We start from the raw sequence: 24,212 nt of genomic DNA on the forward strand, positions 1-24,212 counted from the left end.
GTTCTGTAAAAGATCGCAGCTTGTCTGCGATCTTTTGCTTTCCGCCATTCGCCATCTCGCGCAAACAGGTTGCAAAATAAAACCCGAATCAATACGGTACCAAAGGTTTTATTTTGAAACCTAAAAGGATGCGGGAAATGAAACCTCTAAAGAGCAGTGCCGTTTTGCTTTTCTCTGTAGCCTGCGGTCTGGCCGTGGGCAATGTGTATTACGCCCAGCCATTGCTGGACGCGATGGCCGAGGCGTTTGCGATGTCGCCGGCGACCATCGGCATTGTCATCACCCTGACGCAAATCGGCTACGGCATCGGACTGGTGCTACTGGTCCCTCTCGGTGATCTGCTCAATCGACGCCGATTAATCGTTACTCAAACCCTGCTGTCGGCAGCGGCGCTGTTGATGATCGCGCTGGCGCCCAACAGTGCGTGGCTACTGCTTGGCATGACCTTGACAGGGCTGCTCGCGGTAGTGACGCAGGTCTTGGTAGCTTATGCCGCGACGCTGGCAATCCCGGCCCAACGCGGGCGCGTGGTCGGGGTGGTCACCAGCGGCATCGTCGTCGGCATCTTGCTGGCACGCACGGTTGCCGGCGGTATGGCCGATTTGGCTGGGTGGCGAGCGATTTACTTGCTGTCAGCCGGGCTGACACTGTTGATGGCGTTGCTGCTGTTGCGTGTTCTGCCGAAGGATGAGGTCCCGCAACCGATTACGACTTACGCCGCCCTGATCGCCTCAGTATTCAGCCTGTTCAAAGAAGAACCGGTACTGCGCCAACGCGCGATCCTCGCATTGCTGACTTTTGCCAGTGCGATGGTGCTGTGGACGCCGATGGTGCTGCCACTGGCCGCGCCGCCACTGTCCCTGTCGCACAGTGAAATCGGTCTGTTCGGACTGGCCGGTGCTGCCGGTGCACTGGCAGCCGCACGGGCCGGGCATCTGGCTGATCGTGGTCTGGGGCAATGGGTCAGCGGTCTGTCGCTGTTGCTGATGCTCGCCTCATGGTTGCCGATCGCCCTGACTCAATCCTCGCTGTGGGCATTGCTGCTCGGCGTAATCACCCTGGATCTGGGTCTGCAAGCCGTGCACGTCACCAGCCAGAGCATGATCTACAGCGTGCGCCCCGAAGCGCAAAGCCGTCTCACCGCCGGTTACATGCTGTTCTACTCGATCGGCAGCGCGCTCGGTTCCATCGGCTCGACCGCGATGTACGCGTGGGCCGGCTGGATCGGCGTGTGCCTGCTCGGCGCCAGCATCAACGCCGTGGCGCTGGCGTACTGGTGGCTGACCCTGAAACGCGGCGCATCGCTACGATGCGCCACGCAAACGGGTTAGCTGCGATCGCGACCACGCAACATGCTGTCGAGCACCTCGTCGCGGCGGACCCAGCCATGAAACAACGCCGCCGCCAGGTGCAGCAGCACCGTCAGGAACAGCAGATAGGCCAGATACCCGTGAGCCTCGCGCAGAAACGCGAACAACTGCGCATCGGCCGGAACGATCGCTGGCAACTGCAACGTTGTGCTGAGCATCACCGGTTCACCAGAAGCGCTGATCATCGCCCAACCGAGCAACGGCAACACCAGCATCAACGCGTAAAGCAGCAGATGGGACGCCTTGGCCGCCAGTACTTGCCAGCCCGGCAGATCGGCGGGCAACGGTGGCTGGCGCGTGGTGAGCCGCACCAGCAAACGCACGATCACCAGCGCCAGAATCGCGATGCCCAGCGGTTTGTGCAGATGGATCAACCATTCATGCCGCTCGGACACCGAGGTGACCATGCCGGCGCCGATAAACAGCATGGCGATGATCATCAGCGCCATCAGCCAGTGCAGCAGGCGCGCCAACAGGGCGAAATGCGTCGGTTGAGTGCTCATGGACGAGCCTCCTGTTTGGCGGCGGGCAACTGACTGACTTCGCTGGTGCGACGCAAGTAGGAATTGGCGTAACCGGCGGAACGCGCCGCGAGCAACGGGTCGTCGGAACCTTGAATCCCGGCCGGCAGCACCAGCGGGTCATAGTTGATGTCCCGGCATTCGCCGCTCAATTGCGGCTGGGTCTTTTCCAGCACCAGCGTACCGGCGTTCAACACTTTGCGCCCCTCGGGCCAGGTCTTGCTGGCGTCGTTCACCGGATCCTCGGGATTGGCCAGAGTGATATTCAACTGAAAACGCAGCGGTGCAGACGACAACCGTTGCACCAGATCTTTCTCGAGAAAATCACCGCCCTCAGGCGCACTGGCGCCCGCAGCATCGCGCGCCAACGGTGTCATGCTCCAGCGCACGGCCTGTTTTTTACCGCTGGCGTCGACCAGATAAAACGCGTTGACGCTGTTATAGGTTTCGGTGGCATAACTGGCCGACGGTTTGGCTGTCTTCACCCAGGTCAAAAACGGCACGGTTTCCGGGTGCGCGGCGAAGAACGCCGGAACCTTCGCCGGATCAGGTTTACCGGTGGCCGGATCTGGCGATTGCGCCTGTTGCAATTGATAAAACGCCTCAGGCGTACCGACCGGGAACACCGGCATGCTGTTCATCCCGGTGCGCCATTGCTGCCCGTTAGCCTGGGTGAACCGCAACGCCAGACTGCGAATCGGCACGCTGCTGTCCGGTGCATAGGGATTGCCCGCCGGCAGCGCAAAGCGCCCGACCACTGGAGTCTGTGGCTCGTTGAACACCTGCGCAGTGGAGAATGCCCGTGCCTCACCACTGCTTTCGAAATGCCCGATCACGCACACGCCTTTGGCGTGATTACGACGAAACCCGGGATGCACGCCATTGTTCTTCTCCAGCACATCGACCAGCGCCTTTGGCGTCAGGCGTTGTGGGTCGAAGTTACCGTGAACGTAGGCAAACGCCCCGGCCACCGCAGCGACTACCACGGCAATGCCGCCCAGACGCAATATCAGGCTCGCGACACTCAGTGGCGGGCGCTGCGGCCCGCCGGGCGGTGAAGCGTTGGGTGAGGTGCGATCAACCATGAAGGACTCCAGGGCCAATGGCCACAAGTAGGAAGAATCAGCAAGACGCGCCTCATCCGGGTTTATTCCACACAACGGTATTTATTTTTCCGAACGTGGAATAACCTCCAACGGCGGGCGTCTCCCTAGTCCACAGCGTAGTGACTAGCAGAATTTCATGAGCGAATTCGACGAACAGTTGAGAGAAATCATTCCCAGATTGCGCCGCTTTGCCGTGTCGTTGACGCGCAACAGCAGCAGTGCTGACGATCTGGTGCAGGCCTGTCTGGAGCGTGCCCTGTCGAGTTGGGGCGACAAACGCGCCGACGGCGACTTGCGTGCCTGGCTGTTCGCGATCCTCTATCGGCAGTTTCTCGACGCCCACCGGCGCTCGCGGCGTTATGCGCGAATGCTCGAATTCTTCACCGGTCGCGACGATGCCGAACCCTCGGTGGAGCGCACCGTTATCGCTCAGTCAACCCTGCAAGCCTTCGACCGACTGCCCAGCGAACAGCGCGCGCTGTTGCTCATGGTTTCAGTGGAAGGCCTTTCCTATAAAGAGGTCGCCGAGATTCTCGGCGCCCCGATCGGCACCGTGATGTCGCGCCTGTCCCGCGCCCGCCAGGCCTTGCGCCAACTCAGCGACGGCGAAATCAGCAGCCCTTCTTTGCGGATACTCAAATGATCAGCCTGCCTCCCACCGAGCGTGATCTGCACGCCTATGTCGACCACCAGCTCAGCGACGCCGACCGGCGTGTGCTGGACACCTGGCTGGCCAGTCACCCGGACGAAGCGGCGCAGGTTCGCGCCTGGCAACAGGATGCCCAGCAATTACGCGCGGCACTCAGCGGCGCGTTGCAGCAACCGGCCAACCCAGCGCTTGACCCAGCGATGATTCGCCAGCGCCGTCAGCGCCAGTCGCGTCGTCATCTGGCCAGTGCTGCGGTGTTGCTGATCGCGGTCAGCCTCGGCGGTTTCAGTGGCTGGCAGGCCCGGGAAATGACCCTTGTGCGCCCGGCCATGTTGCCAATGACCGACGCCCTGCAAGCCTATCGCCTGATTGCCCAGCAAGGCATGTTGCCGGCCGATTACCAGGTCGAGAGTGCCGGCGACATGCAGCGCTGGCTCGACCGCTATTTCACCCGGGCCAGTCGCTTGCCCGACCTGAAGGCGGCCGGGTTTGAACCGGTCAGCGGACGCTTGCTCAGCACTGATGAAGGTCCGGCGGCGATGGTGGTGTACGAGGATGGCAGCGGCCACAAAGTGAGTTTCTACGTGCGCCCGCCGGGGCCGAAGAACACCTTTTTGCCGCGTGGCACGCGCAGTGACGGAGATTTGCAGGCCCAGTACTGGTCAGGTGGTGGCTATAACTACGCGATGGTCAGCCCGGTCGATACACCGGCGGCGCAACAGCTCAAGCAATCACTGCCATTCTGAGAACACCACCTTTCCCCTGTGGGAGCGAGCTTGCTCCCACGAGGGATCAGCGTCAGGCTCAGAAACCTACGTCGAGCACCACATTGTCCAGATAAGTACCCGCAGGCGGCGTGGTCTGGTCGGTGTAGATCTTTGCGTTGTAGTTGAAAATCTGGCTGCCCGTGCCCAAGCCGTTTCCCGGATTGACCTCGGCATCGCTACTCGCCCGCCGCGCCGCGCCGACGCTGCCCCAGCGCGTGGTGCCGGCACTTTTGAAAATGTCGTAGGCCAGATAATTGCTCCCGGAAATCATCCGTCGCCGGCCGCCGACACTCACCGCGTTCTGCCCGTCGCTCAGCCCCACGGTATAGGCACTGCCCTTGGTGCAGGCCAGATTGATGGTTTGCCCGGTCACCGGGGTGAACGCGCTGATCACCGGAGCGCTGCCGAACGCAATGTTCGGCGCAGTAATCGTGCAGTCGTTGGACACCGTCATGTTCACCGTCAACGAGGTCGTGCCACTGGCGATGTCGCGCCCAAGACAGACAGAACCGATACCAATCCCCGAGCAGTAATTCCAATTCCAGAAAATGCTCAGGGTCTCGGTGTACACCCCGGCGGCGACGTTGCTGCCAATGGTTGTGCCGAGATACAGCGGCACGGTTTTCGGCGTTGTACCGTTGAGCAGGCCCAAGGCATCGATGATGCCGTTGCGCGCAAAGTCGTAGGCCGTGCCACGCGTCAGCGGGTAGCTGGTGCTGTTGTTGGCGTAGACCGTGTAACTGATGACATCGCCGGTCGGCCCGACCAGACCACTTTGAGTCGAAGAAACGGTGCCCCAGAAGTGGTCGTTGCTGGTCAGCAGGGACAGCAGCGAACCGGTACAGCTCAAACCTGCATTCAGCGTGGAGCTGGGCTGCGACGTCGTGCGCACGGCGATCGAACTGAGCGTACCGAATGCTGCCGGCGTGGTGCTGACCACCGAGCACGCAGCCTGCGCCGCCCCCGGCAGCATCAGCGCCAGCAACAGAAGCAAGCGTGCGCCGATCATTGACACACCAACGGGCCAATCAGCGGCACCTGGTCCTGATTCATATCGACGCTGAACTGCGCCTGACAGGTCTTGCCGTCGGCCAGCGTGACCTGCAGCGAGTTCTGCGCCTGCAGGTTTTCCAGATACACCAGCCCATCCCAACCGACCACCGTCCGCGTACCGCTCTGCTCATGCAACACACCCGCGCCCAGCGGCAGTTCGCGCTGTTGCGCATCGACCAGCACGATGCTCGCAGCAATCACCCGGGCCAGCGGAAACTCCAGCAGATATCCGCTACCGCGCCTTACAGCGATGCGTTGTTCGACATTGGGACTGCGCACATTGGCCGGCAGATTCAGTGGGTCGATTTCATACTTGCCCCGGTAATAGGCGCTGCTCCACGGCACCAGCAGATGACCGTTCTTGTCGGTCTGACCGACCTGCTGGTTTTCGTAGCGCACCGGAATGTCGGCGAAACCATCGGTGCTGACCACTACAAACGCATCGTCGATGCGGTTGGCGGCGAACACCTGACGGTCCATCCACACCAGCGAACCACTGGCGTCGGCCCAACGGGTTTCGGCGTCGGAAGTGCCGTAGACACCGGCCTGCAACTGCACCGATTGCAGCCGCCAGGTGACGTCGGCCTGGCGATAATCGGCGCCATCACCCTTGGCGTAGCCGAGGTTGAAACCCACGCCGCCCTCAGTCGGCACCGCACGACTGTAGTTGACCCGTTGCTGGCTCTGCCCGGTTTTACTGCGATCGCTGCTGATCGCCAGGCTGCCACGCAGATCGAACGGAATCACCAGTTGCGCCTGCACCGCCCAGTTGCTGTCGCCGATTTCGCGGTTGGCCGACAGGTAAAAACTGCTGTTGCGCCACAGCGGTTTGCTCCAGCTGAGGTTGAGCAGCCGCGTGCGCGAGTCGTCCGCCGCACGAACATCGAAATAACCGGCGCCGAGGCTGCCCCAACGCTCAAGGTTAAGGCTTAAGGTCGCCTGTTCGCTGCGTCGACTCAGGCTGATGTAGGGGCTGTCAACCACGGTCAGGTCGGCATATTGATCGTGACGTTGCAGGCGTTGGTACGAAAAGCTGAAGCGCTGATTGCTGTACTGGTAGCCCAGGCTCAATTGCTGACCGTCATCGCCGTCGAAGCGGCTTTGACTCAGGGCACTATTGAGTACACCGAAATTACCCAGCCGCAGGTTGCCGCCGAGGCCGCCCAGTGTCAGCGAATCGGCCGCTTCGGCGTGGCTCTCCAGAGTAAAACTGTCGCTGACGCCGTAACGCAGGCTGCCGGAGGTGACACCCGGGCCATAACTGAAGTCCTTCAAGCCGTAGTCGCGGCGCAACGTACCGGCCGCCACGGAAAAATCGCTCAAGCCTTTTTGCAACAACGTGCTGGTGACATAGAACGGCACCGTGGTCGACACCTGCCGACCCAGTGCATCGGTGGTCACCACCACCGCTTCGCCAGCGCCGTTGATGAATGGAATATTGGTCAGCGTATAAGGCCCAGGTTGCAAATCTGCGCTGCTCGACTTGTAGCCATTGATGAACAGGTCCACCGAGGACGGCACTGCTGCTTCACCGGCAAATTGCGGCAACGGATAAGTCACCAGATCCGGGCGTACGGCAAAGTCCCGCGAGAACTGCACGCCGCCCAGACGCACCGAACTGCTCCACGGCAACGCACCGCTGATCACGTCACCGGCCTCGTAGGTGAGCATTCGCTCGTCGTCGGAGTAACGCCAGGTGGTGTCGTAACGCAGGTAGCCATTGTCCAGCGTGTTGAGCGAATCACCGGACAACGTACGCCGGTATTGCCCGGTGCTGGACAATGTGCCCCAGCTGTCGAACAGCCGCACTTCGTTCCACGCCGCCAGGTAAGTGCCGGCATCGTCGGTGTCGTTGAGGTACAGATCGTAGTTGAACAGTGCGCCGAAACTGCTCAGCGCCGGGGTGCGCGGGTAAGCCTGGCGATTGCCGATAAACTGTTCCGGCAGCCAGTCCGGCGGCACGTCCAGCAGCAGGCGCTGACCGACACTGTCGTAATCACTGTGCAGCCCCGCCAGACTGTCGAGATCGACCTCGGCGCCGAGGCTGTCGGGCAGTTTCATGCCGGTCTCGCGCAACGCGGTCACTGGCACGAACAAGCGCCCGTCGCGCTGCTGCACCGCCACCACGCGTCCGGTATTCATCTGGTTGACCACCAGTTCCAGAAACAACTGTGCATCACTCACGGCCTCCATGCCGCTCGGTGGCGGCGGCAGATCGCCGGCCCCGGATGGTTGAACGAACATCAGGCAACACGCGCCGGTGATGAGCCACAACGGACGCTGAATACGACGAACCCGTCCTGGGCTCATACCCGTTTTACGTCCGTCAATGGACTGAATCCTCCCTGATACCGCTTTAGCCGACGTCAGATAACTGCGCTATGACTCACTCACTTGGCAGGTGTAATGCTCTGCACCTGCGGCGCGCCGTTCACCCGCACCTGCAACGCCGAATCACCGGCCAACGGCCCCGGTGCCGGCCAGCGCATTACCGCCCCCGGCAGGACGTAACCCAAGAGTCCTTCGGCCAGCGGTCTGCTCTGCCCTGCCTGTTTGATTGCCACGTCAGTCAGTCGCGCATGCACCGCGCCTTGATTACGCACTTCGACATAGGGCTTGCCGTCCACGGCCACCGTGCGCCAGCTCAATTGCGGCAGGCCGACACCCTTGGGATCACGCGCGCGGCTGCTATCTTCCTTGCTCCACAGCCCGGCACCATAGGCAAACAACGGCACCGAGTAGCGCATCTGGAAGCGGATCGCTGCCGCTGTTTTTCCGCCGTCAGCAGTCGCGGGTTGCGCGGAAGGAATTTCGTCGATGATGATCCGGTAGGCCAGCTCCTGCCCCGGCGGCACCTCCTTTGTCCGGGTCAAACGCACCAATTGTTTCTGTCCCGGCTCGATTTTCGCCACCGGCGGGCTGCCGATCACGTCGCGCTGGTTCTGGTATTGCTCGGCGAAACCACTCTGGCTCCAGCCGAACACGCGGATCTGCAGATTGGCGGTTTCGCTGCCGCGATTCTCCAGCCACAGCGCACTGGCCTGCTGATCAGCCTCCAGCACCGGATCGATCGGCCAGATCAGCACCGAACTCGCCGCGTGTGCCTGACTTGCCCCAAGCATGACCAGCGTCCACATCGCGCAGCGCACGAAAGAATGCCGTGACGTAACTGACCCCATAAACCTGCTCCTTGTCGGCCATTCAACTTCGCCTTACCACGACAGTTGCACCTGCAACACGTCGCTGTACGTCCCCCCAGGCTGATTGCCCGGCAATTGCACCTGACCGTAAATCGGCAGGCTGATGTTGTTCGCATCGCTGTAGGCCACCGCCACACTCTGGCCGATGCCCAGGCTCTGGCTGTATGCCGCATCGCTAAACAGCGCATACGCCACCCGCGCAGTGCCGCTGTTGACCTGCATGTGCCGGCCGCTGTTGTTGTACTGGCCGCCATCAACGCTCATGTTCAGCGTCACGCCCGGCGTGCATTGCAATTGCACCCCACCCGTCAGCGCGACCTGCACGGTGCCGGTGGCCAGTGCCGAACGCGAACCGAAATTCAGCCCGCCATAATTCGACACCCCGCCCACCACCAGACACCCGGCAGTGACCGTGGCACTGACCTGAAAGCTCTGGCTCGTTGCTGCGGTCAGCGGCAGCGGCGCACTGCCTGCGCAGAGCAGGAGCAGCGCGGCACAGCCATGGCGGCGCATGGCATCAGAACGTCAGTTCGACGGCGACAGTGTCGGTGTACGTCCCCGCCGGCAAACCGGCCTTGCCCACTGCCTGACCGTAGATGTTCACTGTCTGCGCGACACCGGTACTGGCGGCGAGGTTGATCGTCCCGTCAATCGCCAGCAGTTGCGAGTGCCCGGCATCGGTGTACAAGTCGTACGGCACGTAATTGGCAACGCCGTCGTACAGCGCCCGCGTGCCACCCGGTGACATTCCGTCGTGGGAGCCCGCGCGTACCTTGACCGTCGGCGTGGTGCCGCTGGAGCAGAGAATCGACAACGCCCCGCCGCCGCCGCCCAACACCTGCCCGGTGGCGGTGGTGAACAGGCTGTTGGCAGTGCCGAAGTTCAACGCACCGAAGTTCAGCCCGGTGGAACCGCCAGCACCGTTGACCTGACAGCTGCTGATCAGAATCAGGCTGGAGGTGATCTGGCCGGTGACCGTGGTGGCGGCGTTGGCACTGGAAACCAGCGCCAGGCCAAGCAACGACAAACCTATCCTTGATGCAAACATACGCATGGTGTCCGTCCTCTACGGGGTTACCAGTCGAGCGTCACCGTCAGGGTGTCGGTATAGACCCCTGCCGGTACCGCACGGGTATTCGCCACCACCGTGCCAAATACCGGAATGGGTATCTGCGCACCGCTGGTGACAGCGAAATTGTGTTGCTGGCCGATGCTGTAACTCCGGACGCCGGAGGGATCGACAAACAGCTGATAAGGGAGGGTCTGGCGACCGTTGCTCAGGCGCCGGGTATTGCCGTCACCGTGGGTGCCGCCGTCGATGGTGACGGTGAAACCGGTGACCGAGGGATTGCAGGCGACGTTGAGTTTGCCGCTGCTGTCGCCGTCCAGACTGGCCTTGATCGGCGCGTTCCAGGTGGGCCCCTGAAGGCCGAAGTCGAGGGTGCCGAGGGCGCTGAGCGGACTGTCGGGTGTGCTGGTATTGGTGACTTCGCAGCCGGCAATCAGGATCAGCCGCGCATTGATTTGCCCGCTGACCGCCGCTTGCGCCTCGTCTGCGAGCAATGCCAGCGTCCCCGCTGCCACCACCATCCAGTGTTTACCTGTCATTGCGCCCGTCCCTGCTCCTTTACGCTGATTCGATCACCGCGCTCATCATCGAACGCCTTCCTTGCGCACCCGCGTCCAGCGGCTGCCTTGAAACCACACTCACCAGGTGACCGTCACCTTGACCAGATCCGAATAACGGCTGACCTGCGGCACCTCAGCCAGGCGCTCGATCCGCGCGTAAAGTGGCAACTCCACCGTGCCGCTGTCCGGCACCCGCCCACTGACCGGAACATCCACCACCAGCGGCACCCGGCGCGCCGCGTCCTGATACAAGCGGTACGGAATCGGTTTACTGCCTGTTGAACCGACCATGTAACGGACTTCGCCGACACCACCATGCAAGCCGCCGTCGACACGCATCTGGTACGGCGTGTCCGGATTGCACTCCAGCCGTGGCAGGCGTTGATTGGTCAGCGCCGCTGCCAAAGGCCCGGCCGGGTCATCGAGACGTGCAGTGCTGCCGAAATCAAGCACGCCCAGTTGCTCAATGCCAGCGTTGCGCTGCTGGCCGATCAACTGGCAGCCGCGTTGCACATCGACGCGCACTTCAACCTGAAGATCCGCCGAATAGACAGGTGCAGCGAGCACACCCAACAGCCCCATAACCCCATGTACATTCACTGCGCCATTCCTTGTCAGTGATCGCTTGCGACGTCGTTTCTGTGATTGAGGTTAGCAACGGTCGACGATTCCGCCAGTCGATTGGATCCATGGATCGGCCGGGATATGTTTCGAAAGATTGGCAACGGGGCGAGCCATGTCGCTAAAAAAGGCTGTACGTGCCGCACAAATTTGTTCAATAACCGCCCACTGTCGACACGTCGCGGTGGCTGGTCATCTCGGCGTCTGGTTACACTACATCGCCGCGCTCCCGGGAGCCGGTTTTGACGAACACGGAGACGCCGACAGTGCCTGCCCACCCGCCGAAACGATCGCGACTGATCCAGCGCTGGCCGGCGTTGCGCCGCTGGTTCGGCAAGGGTTTGCCGGCCGGCGCCGGGCATGACGCCAGCGCCCAGTCGATCCGCGATTACTTCCGACACAAGGCCAGCGGTCAGGGCTACACCCTCAGCCACAGCCAGCAGCGCGTCATTGAGTGCATGGCGCAGCAGGCCAGTCTGCTGTTGGGCGCCAACAGCCGAACCACGCCAAGCCTGTATCTGTTCGGCGCCGTCGGGCGTGGCAAGAGTTGGCTGCTCGACGGCTTCTTTCAGGCGCTGCCGATCACTCAGAAACGACGCTTGCATTTCCATCAGTTTTTCGCGCAATTGCATCAGGGCATGTTCAGCCATCGCCTGCAGGACGATGCCCTCGAAGTGACCCTCGACGAACTGCTGCAAGATTGTCGGGTGCTGTGTTTCGACGAGTTTCATGTGCATGACATCGGCGATGCCATGCTGATCACCCGGCTGTTCAAGGCGTTGTTCAAACGACGGATTCTGCTGCTGGTGACCTCCAACTATGCGCCTGAGGGTTTGCTGCCCAATCCGCTTTATCACGCCCGCTTCAAACCGGTGATCGAACTGATCAATACGCACATGCAGGTGATGGAAGTCGGCGGCCCGCATGATTACCGCAGCCAGACGCGTCACTCTGCACACCAGATATTCACCCAGGGACATTACGTGTGGCCGGCGACGCCAGCACAACGCACGGCCCTGGATCTGCCGCCTGCAGAGGCACCGGCCGTTGCGCTAACGGTCGGCACCCGGCAGTTTCAGGCGCGGTTTTTTGAGAAGCGGCGGGTCGGTTTTACCTTCAACGATCTGTGCGAACAGCCAACGGCGGTGATGGATTACCTGGAACTGTGTCGCCGTTTCGACCGCTGGATCATCGATGATCTGCCGGAACTGGCGGAGTGCTCGATCGCCGCGCAACAACGCTTCATCAACCTGATCGACGTGCTGTACGACCAGGACAAGCACCTGACGCTACTCGGTCGACTGCCCTTGCGCGAAAGCCTGGACGGCCAGGCCATTGACCTGGCGCGCACGCGCAGTCGGTTGGGGCAGTTGCAAGAGATACACAACAGCGACTGAGCACGCCGGCCCTGTGGGAGCGAGCCTGCTCGCGAAAGCGCCCTGTCAGTCACATCTCAGCGGCTGACACTCCGCCTTCGCGAGCAAGCTCGCTCCCACATGGCTCCATGGCACTTGCAGCATTCCGCTCAAACCCGGAACCCGCTTTGCCGTTATCATGTCGCCCATTCCCGGCGCCCCAGCGGCGCGCCCCTGATCAATAGCGAACACCAAACATGCACACCCTTGCTCAATTGCGTGCCGGCGAGTTGTCGGGCATCACTCGACTGGATCTGTCTTGTGGCCTGACCGAATTCCCGCGAGAGATTTTCGATCTGGCCGACACCCTGGAAATCCTCAATCTCAGCGGCAACGCCCTGAGCCGCCTGCCGGATGACTTGCACCGTCTGACGCGCCTGCGGGTGCTGTTCTGCTCCGACAACCCGTTTACCGAACTGCCGACCTGCCTCGGCCAGTGCGCGGCGCTGACGATGATCGGCTTCAGGGCCAATCGCATCGTCAACGTACCCGCTGTAGCCCTGCCACCACAGCTGCGCTGGCTGATCCTGACCGACAACTGCCTAGAAAGCCTGCCGAGCGAACTCGGTGAGCGCCCTGCCCTGCAAAAGCTCATGCTGTCCGGCAACCGTCTGCAAGCGCTGCCACCCTCGCTGAGCAACTGCCATCGTCTGGAGCTGTTACGCATCTCCGCCAACCGCCTGACCGAGCTGCCGCAGTGGCTGCTCGCGCTGCCGAGCCTGACCTGGCTGGCCTACGCCGGTAACCCTCTGGAAACCGAGGCGGACGCTGCCGCGCTCGACGCGACGGCACAGATCCCCTGGTCTGCGCTAAGTCTGGAGCAACGCTTGGGTGAAGGCGCCTCGGGGGTGATTTCCCGGGCGAACTGGCAACGCGACGATGGTTCGGTGATACCGGTTGCGGTGAAGTTGTACAAAGGTGAAATGACCAGCGACGGCTCGCCGCTGCACGAAATGAATGCGTGTATCACCGCCGGCCTGCATCCCAATCTGATCCGCGTCGAGGGACGCATCAGTGGCCATCCCGACGTCCAGCAAGGATTGGTGATGCAATTGATCGATCCGTCGTTCCGCAACCTCGCCGACCTGCCCAGCCTGGCGTCCTGCTCGCGGGATGTGTACGCCGATGATTGCCGGTTCAGTGCCGAGGTCGCGCTGAACATTGCCAAAGGCATCGCTTCGGCAGCCGAACACTTGCATCAGCAAGGCATCACCCACGGCGATCTCTACGGGCACAACATTCTGTTGAACGAGCGCGGCGATTGCCTGCTCGGGGATTTTGGCGGGGCGTCGTTCCATGCTGTCGATGACACGCTGGAAACGCGCGCGTTGCAACGCATCGAAGTGCGTGCGTTCGGGGTTTTGCTGGGGGAATTGCTGGCGCGCGTCGACTCGGGGTTGGGTGATGAACTGCGTGCGGTGCTTGAAGAGCTGGAGCGGCGTTGCTGTCAGGCGGATGTGCTGGCGCGGCCGGGGTTTTCTGAGGTCATGAAGCAACTTGAAGATCTGTGACCGCTGCGCGGTCAATCGCTAGCAGGCTAGCTCCCACACTGGATCTGTGGCGTTCACAAATCCCTGTGGGAGCTAGCCTGCCTGCGATGAGGCCATCACTGACGCAGCCGATCAGCCCGCCAGGCCAACAAACATGTCCTGCACGTCATCATGGTTGTCGAGGCCTTCGAGGAACGCTTCAACTTCAGCCATCTGCTCGTCACTCAAGCCGCTGACCGGGTTCTTCGGCTGGTAGCCGAGCTTGGCCGACAGCACGGTGAAACCCTGCTCTGGCAACGCTTTCTGCACCGAATCCAGGTCGGTAGGGTCGGTCAGGAACAGCGTTGCGCCGTCTTCGCCCGGCTCGAAATCCTGAGCACCGGCTTCGATCGCGGCCATTTCCGGATCGGCGTCCGGGGTGTCCGGCGAGGCTTCGATCATGCCGACGTGGTTGAAGTCCCAGGCCACGGAGCCGGAAGCCCCCAGTTGGCCTTTACGGAACGCCACGCGGATTTCGGCGACGGTACGGTTGATGTTGTCGGTCACGCACTCGACGATCAGCGGCACCTGGTGCGGGGCGAACCCTTCGTAGGTCACGCGATGGTATTGCACGGTTTCACCCAGCAGACCGGCGCCTTTCTTGATCGCGCGATCGAGGGTTTCTTTTGGCATCGAGGCTTTCTTGGCCTGTTCGACCACCAGACGCAGGTGTGCGTTGGTGGTGGTATCGGCACCGTTGCGGGCAGCGATGGTGATTTCCTTCACCAATTTGCCGAAGATCTTGCCTTTGGCGTTGGCTGCCGCTTCTTTGTGTTTAACCTTCCACTGTGCGCCCATTACTCACTCTCTTGATCTGTGGCGCCGAGACATCTATTGGCCGACGCGTGGCGCCAAGTTTATACGGCCTAAAGTCGGCAATCGACCAAAAAACGCAATGTGGAATCGACATCTTCACCAGAGCTTGTAGGGGAATTCTGAAAAACGCCTTTGACATGACCATTCAACGCTGCGGTTTCGTACCCTCTCAGGCCCGTATTGCCTGACAGAGCCTGTTCGAATGCTCAATGACAAGGAAAGTCCTTTTACCCTGACCCTGACCGACAGCGGTCTGTGCCTGCCGGTGGTGCGTTTTCACGGCGAGGAAGCGCTCAACCAGCCCTACCGTTTCGATATCGAACTGATCGGTTTGGCCCCCGCCGTGGCGCCGGGCACATTCCTGCACCAACGGGCCTTTCTGCGTCTGGACGACCATCATGGAATCCACGGCGTGATCGACAGTGCCAGTTGCGAACATCGCGGTACGCACCGGATCGGCTATCGCGTGACGGTCGTGCCGCGCTTGCACAGGCTGGCTCAGCCGAGCAAACGGCGAGTGTTCGTGCAACAGAGTGTGCCGCAGATTCTCCAGCAGTTGCTCACGGAAAACGCCCTGCCCGCCGACGGCTACCGGATTGAAATGACCGTCGGCCGCTACCCGATCCGACCTTTTTGCATCCAGTACGAAGAAAGTGATCTGGCGCTGCTGCACAGACTTTGCGAAGAGGAAGGCATTCACTATCACTTTGAACACCGGATGGACGGACACGTGGTCGTGTTTGCCGATGACAGCCTCAGTCTGCCGCAAACGCCGGTACTGGTTCCGTTCAAGGCCTGTGAGCAAACGCCTTCTCCCTGCATCACTTCGCTGTACCAGCATCATCACGCCGCGCCCGTCGCCACGCTGCATGCCGTGCGTAACCGAGGGCAGCGGGCGATCAGCGACGAGGCCGCCAACCACATCACGGCAAATCCCTTGCCGCAGGCATCTTCCCTCGAACAACGACACCACGAACAACGCAGCCGTCGACATCTGGAACGGCAACGCTGCCAGCATCGCACGATCAACGGCCGCAGCGACCGGATCGGCTTGCTCAGTGGACAACTGCTGCAAGTGTCGGCGCATCCGATCAGCCACTTCAACGAACAATGGCGGCTCACATCGATACGTCATCACGGGCAACATCCGTCGATTCTTGACCCGACCCCACCCTTGCACCGCTACGAAAACGATTTTACCGCCCAGCCCTGGTCAAGCGATTTTCGCCCGGCGCTCAACCAACCGCGTCCAGGCATTGCCGGTTATCACCTGGCGCTGGTGCTGGGACCTGCCGGGCAACCGGCGCAGCTCGATGAACAGGGTCGGGTCGCCGTCAGGCTGTGGCCCTCGGAACATCTGCAAACCCTTGATGACGAGGCGATCTGGCTGCCCATCGCGATGACTCGCGCCAATGGCCGAGTGGCACGGGAGGAACTGCCCTGCGCCGGCAGCGAAGTGTGGGTGAGTTTCCTTGACAGCGACCCCGACCGGCCGATTCTGTGTCTGGGCAACTCACGCAAGCCCACACCTCGCGAACCACCCGCACGTGACAGCCTATTGCTCGACTGGCTACTCGACAGCGGCGCACGCTGATCCCTTCGTAAGAGTTGCCGCAGGCTGCGATCTTTTGATTTTGATCTTAAAAACAAGATCGAAAGATCGCAGCCTGCGGCAGCCCCTAGATCAACACGCCGTGCTTCAGGCTTTGTCAGCCTTGCCCGCCGCCGCAGCGAATTTCGCCAGACGCACATCCAGATGCCGAGGACGCCGCCCGTGATCTTCGGCGCGCTCCTTGCGGCGGATGGCGTTGCGCACCATCAACGAACCGAGGTAGCGGATTGGCTCCGGCGGGAAATAACCCAGCGGCCCGTTGACCAGCGGCGAGCGGGTCCACGGGTTGTCCAGGCCCTGCACCAACGAAGCAAGAATCTGCCCGCCCATGTGGCACGGGCCGACGCCGCTGCCGGAATAGCCGAAGCCGTAAAACACATTGCCGGCGCTGCTCATCTGGCCGAAGAACGGCAAACCGGTGACTGAGCGATCCGACGGGCCGTTCCAGGTGGCATCGACTTTGACATCGGCAAACGCCGGGAAGAAGTCGGCGAGGCTGTTTTTCAGCAGGCCGGCATAAGGCGATGGCTGATCGAACACCGGTAGCATGCGCCCGCCAAACGCGAAGGTGTTGCCACCCTTGCCGAGCATGATCCGGCCGTCCGGGGTGTTGTGGTAGTAGTGCACGAAAATCCGCGAATCGAGCACAGTGACCCCGCTGGTCAGGCCGATCTGCTGCAACAGATCCGGTCGCGGCTCGGTGATCAGCATGTCGCTGGAAACAATCGCCACGCTGCGTTCGAACTGTGGAAAGGCACGGGCCATCCACGCATTCATCGCCAGCACCACGCGATCGGCAACGATGCTGCCGTTCGGTGTTTGCAGGCGTGCCGGGCGTCCTTCTTCCAGCCCGGTCATTGCCGTGTTTTCGTGAATCTTCACGCCCAATTGCAGCGCCACGCGACGCAAGCCACGCACCAGTTTGCCCGGTTGCACGCTGGCCGCTGCCGGCGAGAACCAGCCTTCCAGATGCTTGTTCGAACCGGCCATGCGCTGCACATCGGCCAGCGGACGCTGGGTAAACGAGTTGATACCGTTGCGCTCCAGTGCGGCAATTACTGCATCGGTCGAGCCGACTTGCGCGCGGTTGGTCGCGGTGTACAGCGTGCCGTCGAGCCGATAATCGGCATCGACGCCGTACTGCTCACAGAACTCGCCGATCGCGTGGATACTGCGCTCCGATTCCTTGACCAGGCGCACCGCTTCCTCGACGCCAAACAAGCGTTCAAGGGTGAAATACTTCGCCGACCACGACAGTGCACATCCGCCATTACGCCCACTGGCGCCGGCGCCGCAGATGTCCGCTTCGATCAGCAAGACATCGAGTTCGGGGTTTTGTTGCTTGAGCATGATCGCTGTCCACAACCCGGTGTACCCGCCTCCGACGATGCACACATCGGCGCGGACTTCGCCTTGCAACGGCGGGCAGGTTTGCGAGGTGTCGGCCTGCAAGGCCTGCTCCAGCCAAAACGGTCTCATGGGGTTTCTCCAAGTCAGATGGCCACGACCCAGCCTGCCCCGAGCGTCGCAGCAGGCCACGAGGCAAGGGTTTCAGGAACGCAGGGGTTTGATCGTCAGCGGGCAATTGGGGATAGAGGCGCGCGGTTCCATCACGCCAACCGGGCGGCTGTTCCAGTGCGGAATCAGCACCAGCGCCGAGAACAGCGCGCAACCGGCGAAGACGATGAACACCGTCACCGAGTCGAAGTAACCCGGCAGCAAACCGCCAAGTACCGCACCAACCGAGCCGCAGCCGTTGACGAAACCGGCCGCCGTGGCGCCGGCCTTGGCTTTGCCGAAGTCGATCGCGGCGGCACCGCTGATCATCGAGTCCGGGCCATACAAAGTCAGGCCCATGACGAACAGCAGCGCGACCACCAGCAACACACTGCCGGTATGCAACGCGGCCATAAACAGCGCCAGCGTCACGGTCAGCGCCAGCAGGCTCAACACGCAGGCCGGCATGCGCCGGGCACCGAACAGTTTGTCCGAGGCCAGGCCAATCAGGATCGGCCCGAGCAACCCGGCCAGTTCAAACGAAGTGGGAATGATCGCCGCGCCGACCTTGCCGACACTGGGCATCTGTTCAAAGACAATCACCGGGCCCCACAACAGAATCGCGTAACGCGCCGGTTTCAACATGAAATACGCCAGGCCCAACACCAGCACCGTGCGGTTACGCAGGATTTCCTTCAAGGGCTCCCAGACGCTGAGCTTGCTGTTGGCTTCGGTTTCTTCCGCCGTCAATTCAGGTTCCGGCTCGACCGCCGGCAAGCCGACGTCTTCCGGCTTGTTGCGCTGGAAGATAAAGAACAACACCGCCACCACGGCGACCACCACCGCACTGGAAATGAACGCCGCGTGCCAGGTGCCCACCAACGTATACGCCCACCAGCCGGCGAACGGCGACGCTACCAGACCACCAAACGCGTAACAGGAACTCCATAACCCGAGCACTCGCCCGCGTTGTTGGGAGGGGAAAAAACTGCCGAGGTTTTTGCACAATCCCGACCATCCAGTGGACTGCGCCAAGCCCTGTATCAACATGCAGGTGGCGAAGATTGGCAACGTCGCGTAACTGCCCATCACCAGCGCCGCCGCGGCGGAAATCAGCAAACCGCCGAGCACCACGACCCGTGGGCCAAAGCGGTCAGCGAGCATGCCCCAAGTGAACTGGCCGAGGGCATAAGCCGCCAGATAGATCGCATCGAGGTTGGCCATGGCCATCTTGTCGAGCATGAAGGTCGGGTCTTCGGCGATGCCGAGTTTGGCCACCGAAAACGCTTTGCGGGTGAAATAGAAAGCAGCGTACGCAAGCCAGGTAATCGCGAAAATCTGCACGCGCCAACGCGCAATGGTGCCGATGTGCTTGTTCATGGTGGTTCTGACCTCAGGGTGTGAGTGTGCCGGCAGAATCGTTAAGAAAAACGCCTGTGTTTTTTATTGTTGAGCACTGCGATATCACCCCGTCCCTGTGGCGATATCGGTCAGATGAGTCCTGTTGTTGCACGCACAGGCTCATGGCTACCGTGCGGCCCGAGCGGGCAGTCAGCGATGGCGTGAGCCGATCAAAGCAATTACTGTTTAATAAATAAAATCGATTTATCGTATTTCACACATAAGCTCAGCTTGTTACTGACTAAACGATCAGGTGACTGCATGTCGGTGTCCCACGCCCAACTCAAAGCCTTCCACGCCGTGGCTGTGCATGGAAGCTTCACCAAAGCCGCCGAGCGCCTTTTTCTCACGCAACCGGCGATATCCGACCAAGTGCGCAAACTCGAAGAGCGTTTTGGCGTTTTGCTGTTTCACCGCAATAAACGTTCCGTACGCCTGACTGACCTGGGCGAACGCTTGCTGGCGATCACCCAGCGCCTGTTTGTGATTGAAGCCGAAGCACAGGAACTGTTGCAGGAATCCCAGGCCTTGCAGACCGGCAGCCTGATTCTGGCAGTGGATGCGCCGGTCCACGTGCTGCCGCAGATCGCGCGGTTCTGCGAGCGCTATCCGGGGATCAGCGTGAAGATCGAAACCGGCAATACCGATGAATCGCTGTTTCGCCTGTTCAACTATCAGGCCGACCTAGCGTTGCTGGGGCGTGACGTCAGTGATGAACGCTTGCTGTGCGTGCCGCTGCGCAATGATCCGATGGTCGCGTTCGTGTCGCGCCATCATCCGTGGGCCGAGCGTGAATCGATCTGCCTGGCAGACCTGGATGACACGCCGCTGGTGTTGCGTGAGCACGGTTCGGTGACGCGGCAGACGCTGGAAGAGGAAATGGCCCGCGCGGGGTTTCGCATTCGTCCGGCGATTCAGGTTGAGGGCCGGGAAGCGGCGCGTGAGGCGGTGGTGGTCGGGATTGGCGTTGGCGTGGTATCGGCGGCGGAATTTGGTGCGGATTCGCGGGTGTGCGCGTTGCCGATTGTCGACTGCACCCGACGGTTGACGGAGACGCTGGTGTGCTTGCGCGAGCAAAGCAATCGACGGGTGGTGGCGACCTTTCTCGATATGGTGCGCCAGAGTCTTGTGTGAACCGTGATGGCCCCTTCGCGAGCAAGCTCGCTCCCACAGGGGTTACGCATTCCAAATGTGGGAGCGAGCTTGCTCGCGAAGGGAGCGACTCGGTGTATCAGGCCGGCGCCAGGCCAAAGAACGCCTGAATCAGGCGCAACTCCCGCCGCCGCTCCATGCAGCCGATCATGTGCCGATTGACCAGCCCTGCCCCGGCAATCGGAATCGCCATCACCCTCGGGTCATGGCTGACCTCCACCGATGACACCACGCCAACGCCCAACTCAGCGGCGACGGCTTCAGTCACCGCCTCACGACTATCAAGTTCCAGCAACACGCGCGGATGGATCGACGCGTGCGCACAGGCGTCATCAAATGTACGACGGGTGATCGAACTCGGCTCACGGAGCACCATGATCACCTGATCCAATTCCTTGAGTTTCACTTCCCCGGCGCGCATCGCCCACGGGTGCCCTGCCGGCACCAACGCGCAAATCCGTGATTCGCTCAATGCCTGCAGGTGCAGGCCTTTGCGCGGCTCCACTTCGGTCAACACCGCCACATCCGCGTGTTCCGACAACAATGCAGCGAGGGTTTCCTGAGCATTGCCCAAGCGCAGGTTCACCGTAATTCCCGGATACCGCGCGCGCAGGCTCGCCAACATTGGCATGACCATATGCGGCCCGTCCGCCGCCACTTCCAGCCGCCCGGTCAGCAACTGTCGATTGGCCTCGAGCATCGTTTGCGCCTCTTCCGCCAGGCCAAACATCGCGCGGGTAATCGCCGCGAGTTTAGTGCCCTCCTCGGTCAGTTCCACCCGTCGCGCGGTGCGCCGCAACAGGGTGATCTGGTAGTGCTCCTCCAGCGCCTTGATGTGCCCGGTAACCGCCGGCTGACTGATGAACAAGCGCGCGGCGGCACGGGTGAAGCTGCCTTCACGGGCCACGGCGTCGAAGGCGCGGAGCTGGAACAGGTTCATGAATAACTCTCACTGATGGCTGGCATAACAACAAACAATTTGATTGATGCAACGGCGAATTGCAACGTATGCCCCGTAGCTTCATCCCACAGCGCTATCCGAGGACACACGAATGAGTATTGCCGAACCCATCCTGCTCACTCCCGGCCCGTTGACCACTTCGGCCCGCACCCGCCAGGCGATGATGGTCGACTGGGGGTCATGGGATGACCGCTTCAATCAACTGACCGCAAGCCTTTGCGAACAACTGCTGGCGATCCTCAACGGCGCCGCGACTCACCACTGCGTACCCTTACAGGGCAGCGGCACCTTCGCTGTTGAAGCGGCCATCGGCACATTGGTGCCGCGTGACGGCAAAGTCCTGGTGCTGATCAACGGCGCCTACGGCAAGCGTCTGGCGAAGATTTGCGAAGTGCTCGGCCGCTCGTTCAGCACCTTCGAAACCGCTGAAGATGAACCGACCACCGCCGCCGACGTCGACCGCTTGCTGCGCGCCGACAGCAATATCACCCACGTCGCCCTGATCCACTGCGAAACCAGCACCGGGATTCTCAATCCGCTGCCGGAGATTGCCCAAGTCGTCGCGCAACACGGCAAACGCTTGATCATCGACGCCATGAGTTCCTTTGGCGCACTGCCGGTGGACGCGCAGAAAGTGCCGTTCGACGCACTGATCGCCGCTTCCGGCAAATGCCTGGAAGGCGTGCCGGGGATGGGTTTTGTCTTCGCTCGCAAAGAGTCTTTGGCCGCAGCCGCTGGCAATTCGCACTCGCTGGCGATGGACCTGTACGACCAGCACGCTTACATGATGAAAACCGGTCAATGGCGCTTCACCCCGCCGACTCACGTGGTCGCGGCGCTGCACGAAGCGCTGCTGCAATACAACGAAGAAGGTGGCCTGCCGGCACGCCATGCGCGTTATGCCGCCAACTGCCAGGCGCTGATGGACGAGATGGGCAAACTCGGTTTGCGCAGCTTCCTGCCAGCGGCGATTCAAGCGCCGATCATCGCCACGTTCCATGCGCCGCAAGATCCGCGCTACCAGTTCAAGGATTTCTACGAACGCGTGAAGGCCAAGGGTTACATCCTTTATCCGGGCAAATTGACTCAGGTCGAAACCTTCCGTGTCGGCTGCATCGGTCACGTCAGCCCGGGCGAAATGCGCCAGGCCGTTGCAGCGATCGGCGAAGTGCTGCGCGAGATGGAAGTCCTCGAAATCTAAGAACACCACCAATCCCCTGTAGGAGTGAGCCTGCTCGCGATGAGGCCGTGTCAGTCGACGAAGATGTTGAATGATCAACCGCTATCGCGAGCAGGCTCACTCCTACATTTGAATTGCATTGCCAACTCAGGAATTTGATCAACATGAACTACGTCAATCCAAACAAACTGCAAGCCGCGATCCTCGACTGGGCCGGCACCGTGGTCGATTTCGGCTCGTTCGCACCCACGCAGATTTTCGTCGAGGCCTTCGCCGAATTCGACGTGCAGGTCTCCATCGAAGAAGCGCGTGGCCCGATGGGCATGGGCAAGTGGGACCACATCCGCACCCTCTGCGATCAGCCGCAAGTGGCCGAGCGTTATCGCAAGGCGTTCGGCCGCACGCCGACCGACGATGACGTCACCGCCATCTACAACCGCTTCATGCCGCTGCAGATCGAGAAGATCGCCGAACACTCGGCGCTGATTCCCGGCGCACTGGAAACCATCGCCAATCTGCGTCAGCAAGGCATCAAGATCGGCTCCTGTTCCGGCTACCCGAAGCAGGTGATGGACAAGGTCGTCGAACTGGCCGCCACCAACGGCTATGTCGCCGACCACGTGGTTGCCACCGACGAAGTGCCGAATGGCCGTCCGTGGCCGGCTCAGGCGCTGGCCAACGTGATCGCGCTGGGCATCGACGATGTCGCAGCGTGCGTGAAGATCGATGACACCGTGCCGGGCATTCTCGAAGGCCGCCGCGCCGGGATGTGGACCGTGGCGCTGATCTGCTCAGGCAACGCACTGGGTCTGGATTACGCCGGTTTCCGCGCCTTGGGCAGCGATGAACTGGCCAGCGAGCGCAAACGCATTCACGCGCTGTTCGAAGGCTCGCGCCCGCATTACATGATCGACACCATTACTGATTTGCCGGAAGTCATCGCCGACATCAACAAGCGTCTGGCCAACGGTGAAATGCCGCAATCGAGCTGATTCCTGCCGCTTGCTGCAAAGAAAAACGCCAGTGTCTTGCCGACACTGGCGTTTTTTATTGGCAAAGCCCCGATTCAGAGCATTGAAAGTCCGATCAGCCTCAGGCAAATCCGCCAAAGCGGATTACAGTTAAAGCATGCCGTCGGCCAAGAACGGCAGGTTTGAACCCTGATCTGTGAGGAAACACCGTATGCCGTGGACAAGTTCCGAATCCCGCTACAGCACCGTCTCGGTCCTGTTGCACTGGCTGATGCTGGTCCTGTTGGTGCTGGTGTACGCCAGCATGGAGTTGCGCGGCCTGTTTCCCAAAGGCAGTGGCGGGCGCACGCTGATCCGCGAAGTGCACTACATGCTCGGCCTGACCGTGTTTGTGCTGGTGTGGTTTCGCCTGCTCGCGCGCAGCATTGGTCCGGCGCCGAAAATCTTCCCCGCCTCACCACAATGGCAAACCGTGCTGGCGCGGCTGATGCACTGGGCGTTGTACCTGTTCATGATCAGCATGCCGATCCTGGGCTGGCTGATCACCAGCGCCGAAGGACATCAAGTGATGTTCTATGGCTTTGACCTACCGCTATTGGTGGCGGAAAACAAAGCCTTCGCCAAGCAGGTCGAACACTGGCATGTGCTGATCGCCACGATCGGCTACTGGTTGATCGGCCTGCATGCACTGGCGGGGATTTATCACCACTATGTGGTGGGCGATAACACGCTGCTGCGGATGATGCCCAAACGCGGTTGAAT

The 24,212-nt window shown here is 61.3% G+C and carries 23 protein-coding genes; 10 read left to right on the forward strand and 13 right to left on the reverse strand.

Features of this window, described 5'->3' with window-relative positions:
* Positions 1–137: 137 nt before the first annotated feature.
* Positions 138–1,331, forward strand: coding sequence for an MFS transporter (locus tag CLU80_RS02605; RefSeq protein ID WP_099756677.1), 1,194 nt, complete (start codon positions 138–140; stop codon positions 1,329–1,331).
* Here the strand turns inward: CLU80_RS02605 and CLU80_RS02610 are convergent.
* On the reverse strand, positions 1,328–1,873 hold the full coding sequence (locus CLU80_RS02610) for a cytochrome b (protein WP_099756678.1): 546 nt from the start codon (positions 1,871–1,873) through the stop codon (positions 1,328–1,330). The genes CLU80_RS02605 and CLU80_RS02610 overlap by 4 nt on opposite strands.
* Positions 1,870–2,976 carry a catalase family peroxidase gene (locus tag CLU80_RS02615; RefSeq protein WP_093434124.1) on the reverse strand — a complete coding sequence of 369 codons (1,107 nt, stop codon included), beginning with the start codon at positions 2,974–2,976 and terminating at the stop codon, positions 1,870–1,872. Before CLU80_RS02615 ends, CLU80_RS02610 begins: the two co-directional genes overlap by 4 nt.
* 157 nt (positions 2,977–3,133) lie before the next feature.
* On the opposite strand from CLU80_RS02615, the gene CLU80_RS02620 reads away from it, so the two are divergent.
* Positions 3,134–3,640 (forward strand): sigma-70 family RNA polymerase sigma factor, encoded by a 507-nt coding sequence (locus tag CLU80_RS02620; protein ID WP_007917263.1) that lies wholly within the window; start codon positions 3,134–3,136, stop codon positions 3,638–3,640.
* A complete protein-coding gene (locus tag CLU80_RS02625) occupies positions 3,637–4,392 on the forward strand; it encodes an anti-sigma factor family protein (protein WP_099756679.1) in 756 nt (251 codons plus the stop codon). Before CLU80_RS02620 ends, CLU80_RS02625 begins: the two co-directional genes overlap by 4 nt.
* 58 nt (positions 4,393–4,450) lie before the next feature.
* Here the strand turns inward: CLU80_RS02625 and CLU80_RS02630 are convergent, their stop codons facing one another.
* The 7 genes from CLU80_RS02630 to CLU80_RS02660 all read right to left on the reverse strand — a co-directional run bounded on the left by CLU80_RS02630 (position 4,451) and on the right by CLU80_RS02660 (position 10,877).
* A complete protein-coding gene (locus tag CLU80_RS02630) occupies positions 4,451–5,422 on the reverse strand; it encodes a Csu type fimbrial protein (RefSeq protein WP_099756680.1) in 972 nt (323 codons plus the stop codon).
* Positions 5,419–7,776 carry a fimbria/pilus outer membrane usher protein gene (locus tag CLU80_RS02635; protein ID WP_099756681.1) on the reverse strand — a complete coding sequence of 786 codons (2,358 nt, stop codon included), beginning with the start codon at positions 7,774–7,776 and terminating at the stop codon, positions 5,419–5,421. Before CLU80_RS02635 ends, CLU80_RS02630 begins: the two co-directional genes overlap by 4 nt.
* A gap of 80 nt (positions 7,777–7,856) precedes the next feature.
* The gene (locus CLU80_RS02640) at positions 7,857–8,645 is read right to left on the reverse strand and encodes a fimbrial biogenesis chaperone (RefSeq protein ID WP_099756682.1); all 789 of its coding nucleotides are present in this window, start codon (positions 8,643–8,645) and stop codon (positions 7,857–7,859) included.
* Between the two features lie 33 nt (positions 8,646–8,678).
* Positions 8,679–9,179, reverse strand: a complete 501-nt coding sequence (locus CLU80_RS02645; protein WP_099756683.1) for a Csu type fimbrial protein — start codon at positions 9,177–9,179, stop codon at positions 8,679–8,681.
* Positions 9,180–9,183: 4 nt separating this feature from the next.
* Positions 9,184–9,720, reverse strand: coding sequence for a Csu type fimbrial protein (locus tag CLU80_RS02650; RefSeq protein ID WP_064389251.1), 537 nt, complete (start codon positions 9,718–9,720; stop codon positions 9,184–9,186).
* Positions 9,721–9,740: 20 nt separating this feature from the next.
* Positions 9,741–10,274, reverse strand: coding sequence for a Csu type fimbrial protein (locus CLU80_RS02655; RefSeq protein ID WP_093434107.1), 534 nt, complete (start codon positions 10,272–10,274; stop codon positions 9,741–9,743).
* A gap of 99 nt (positions 10,275–10,373) precedes the next feature.
* Positions 10,374–10,877, reverse strand: coding sequence for a Csu type fimbrial protein (locus CLU80_RS02660; RefSeq protein WP_093434104.1), 504 nt, complete (start codon positions 10,875–10,877; stop codon positions 10,374–10,376).
* Between the two features lie 305 nt (positions 10,878–11,182).
* On the opposite strand from CLU80_RS02660, the gene zapE reads away from it, so the two are divergent.
* Positions 11,183–12,313: a cell division protein ZapE gene (gene zapE / locus CLU80_RS02665; RefSeq protein WP_099756684.1), complete on the forward strand. Its 1,131-nt coding sequence runs from the start codon at positions 11,183–11,185 to the stop codon at positions 12,311–12,313.
* A 215-nt stretch (positions 12,314–12,528) separates the two neighbouring features.
* Positions 12,529–13,842, forward strand: coding sequence for a leucine-rich repeat-containing protein kinase family protein (locus tag CLU80_RS02670; protein WP_099756685.1), 1,314 nt, complete (start codon positions 12,529–12,531; stop codon positions 13,840–13,842).
* Between the two features lie 111 nt (positions 13,843–13,953).
* On the opposite strand, the gene CLU80_RS02675 is transcribed toward CLU80_RS02670, so the two are convergent.
* Positions 13,954–14,658, reverse strand: a complete 705-nt coding sequence (locus tag CLU80_RS02675; protein WP_099756686.1) for a YebC/PmpR family DNA-binding transcriptional regulator — start codon at positions 14,656–14,658, stop codon at positions 13,954–13,956.
* A 220-nt stretch (positions 14,659–14,878) separates the two neighbouring features.
* Here CLU80_RS02675 and CLU80_RS02680 point away from each other — a divergent pair, with 220 nt between their 5' ends.
* The gene (locus CLU80_RS02680) at positions 14,879–16,270 is read left to right on the forward strand and encodes a type VI secretion system Vgr family protein (protein WP_099756687.1); all 1,392 of its coding nucleotides are present in this window, start codon (positions 14,879–14,881) and stop codon (positions 16,268–16,270) included.
* Between the two features lie 105 nt (positions 16,271–16,375).
* On the opposite strand, the gene CLU80_RS02685 is transcribed toward CLU80_RS02680, so the two are convergent.
* Both CLU80_RS02685 and CLU80_RS02690 read right to left on the reverse strand, forming a co-directional pair.
* Positions 16,376–17,767, reverse strand: coding sequence for an FAD-dependent oxidoreductase (locus CLU80_RS02685; RefSeq protein ID WP_099756688.1), 1,392 nt, complete (start codon positions 17,765–17,767; stop codon positions 16,376–16,378).
* A 72-nt stretch (positions 17,768–17,839) separates the two neighbouring features.
* Positions 17,840–19,165 carry an MFS transporter gene (locus CLU80_RS02690; RefSeq protein WP_093434083.1) on the reverse strand — a complete coding sequence of 442 codons (1,326 nt, stop codon included), beginning with the start codon at positions 19,163–19,165 and terminating at the stop codon, positions 17,840–17,842.
* Between the two features lie 282 nt (positions 19,166–19,447).
* Between CLU80_RS02690 and CLU80_RS02695 the strand changes: the two genes are divergently transcribed.
* Entirely contained in the window at positions 19,448–20,320 is an 873-nt protein-coding gene (locus tag CLU80_RS02695; protein WP_093434080.1) for a LysR family transcriptional regulator, read from the forward strand.
* A 97-nt stretch (positions 20,321–20,417) separates the two neighbouring features.
* On the opposite strand, the gene CLU80_RS02700 is transcribed toward CLU80_RS02695, so the two are convergent.
* Positions 20,418–21,278 (reverse strand): LysR substrate-binding domain-containing protein, encoded by an 861-nt coding sequence (locus CLU80_RS02700; protein ID WP_099756689.1) that lies wholly within the window; start codon positions 21,276–21,278, stop codon positions 20,418–20,420.
* 112 nt (positions 21,279–21,390) lie between these two features.
* Here CLU80_RS02700 and CLU80_RS02705 point away from each other — a divergent pair, with 112 nt between their 5' ends.
* From CLU80_RS02705 to CLU80_RS02720, 3 genes are all read left to right on the forward strand, one after another.
* The gene (locus CLU80_RS02705) at positions 21,391–22,500 is read left to right on the forward strand and encodes a 2-aminoethylphosphonate--pyruvate transaminase (RefSeq protein ID WP_099756690.1); all 1,110 of its coding nucleotides are present in this window, start codon (positions 21,391–21,393) and stop codon (positions 22,498–22,500) included.
* Positions 22,501–22,643: 143 nt separating this feature from the next.
* Entirely contained in the window at positions 22,644–23,471 is an 828-nt protein-coding gene (gene phnX / locus CLU80_RS02715) for a phosphonoacetaldehyde hydrolase (RefSeq protein WP_093434071.1), read from the forward strand.
* A gap of 190 nt (positions 23,472–23,661) precedes the next feature.
* Positions 23,662–24,210, forward strand: coding sequence for a cytochrome b (locus tag CLU80_RS02720; RefSeq protein ID WP_093434069.1), 549 nt, complete (start codon positions 23,662–23,664; stop codon positions 24,208–24,210).
* The last annotated feature ends 2 nt before the right edge of the window (positions 24,211–24,212 follow it).

Source organism: Pseudomonas sp. 29, from assembly GCF_002754355.1.
Lineage (GTDB): Bacteria > Pseudomonadota > Gammaproteobacteria > Pseudomonadales > Pseudomonadaceae > Aquipseudomonas > Aquipseudomonas neuropathica.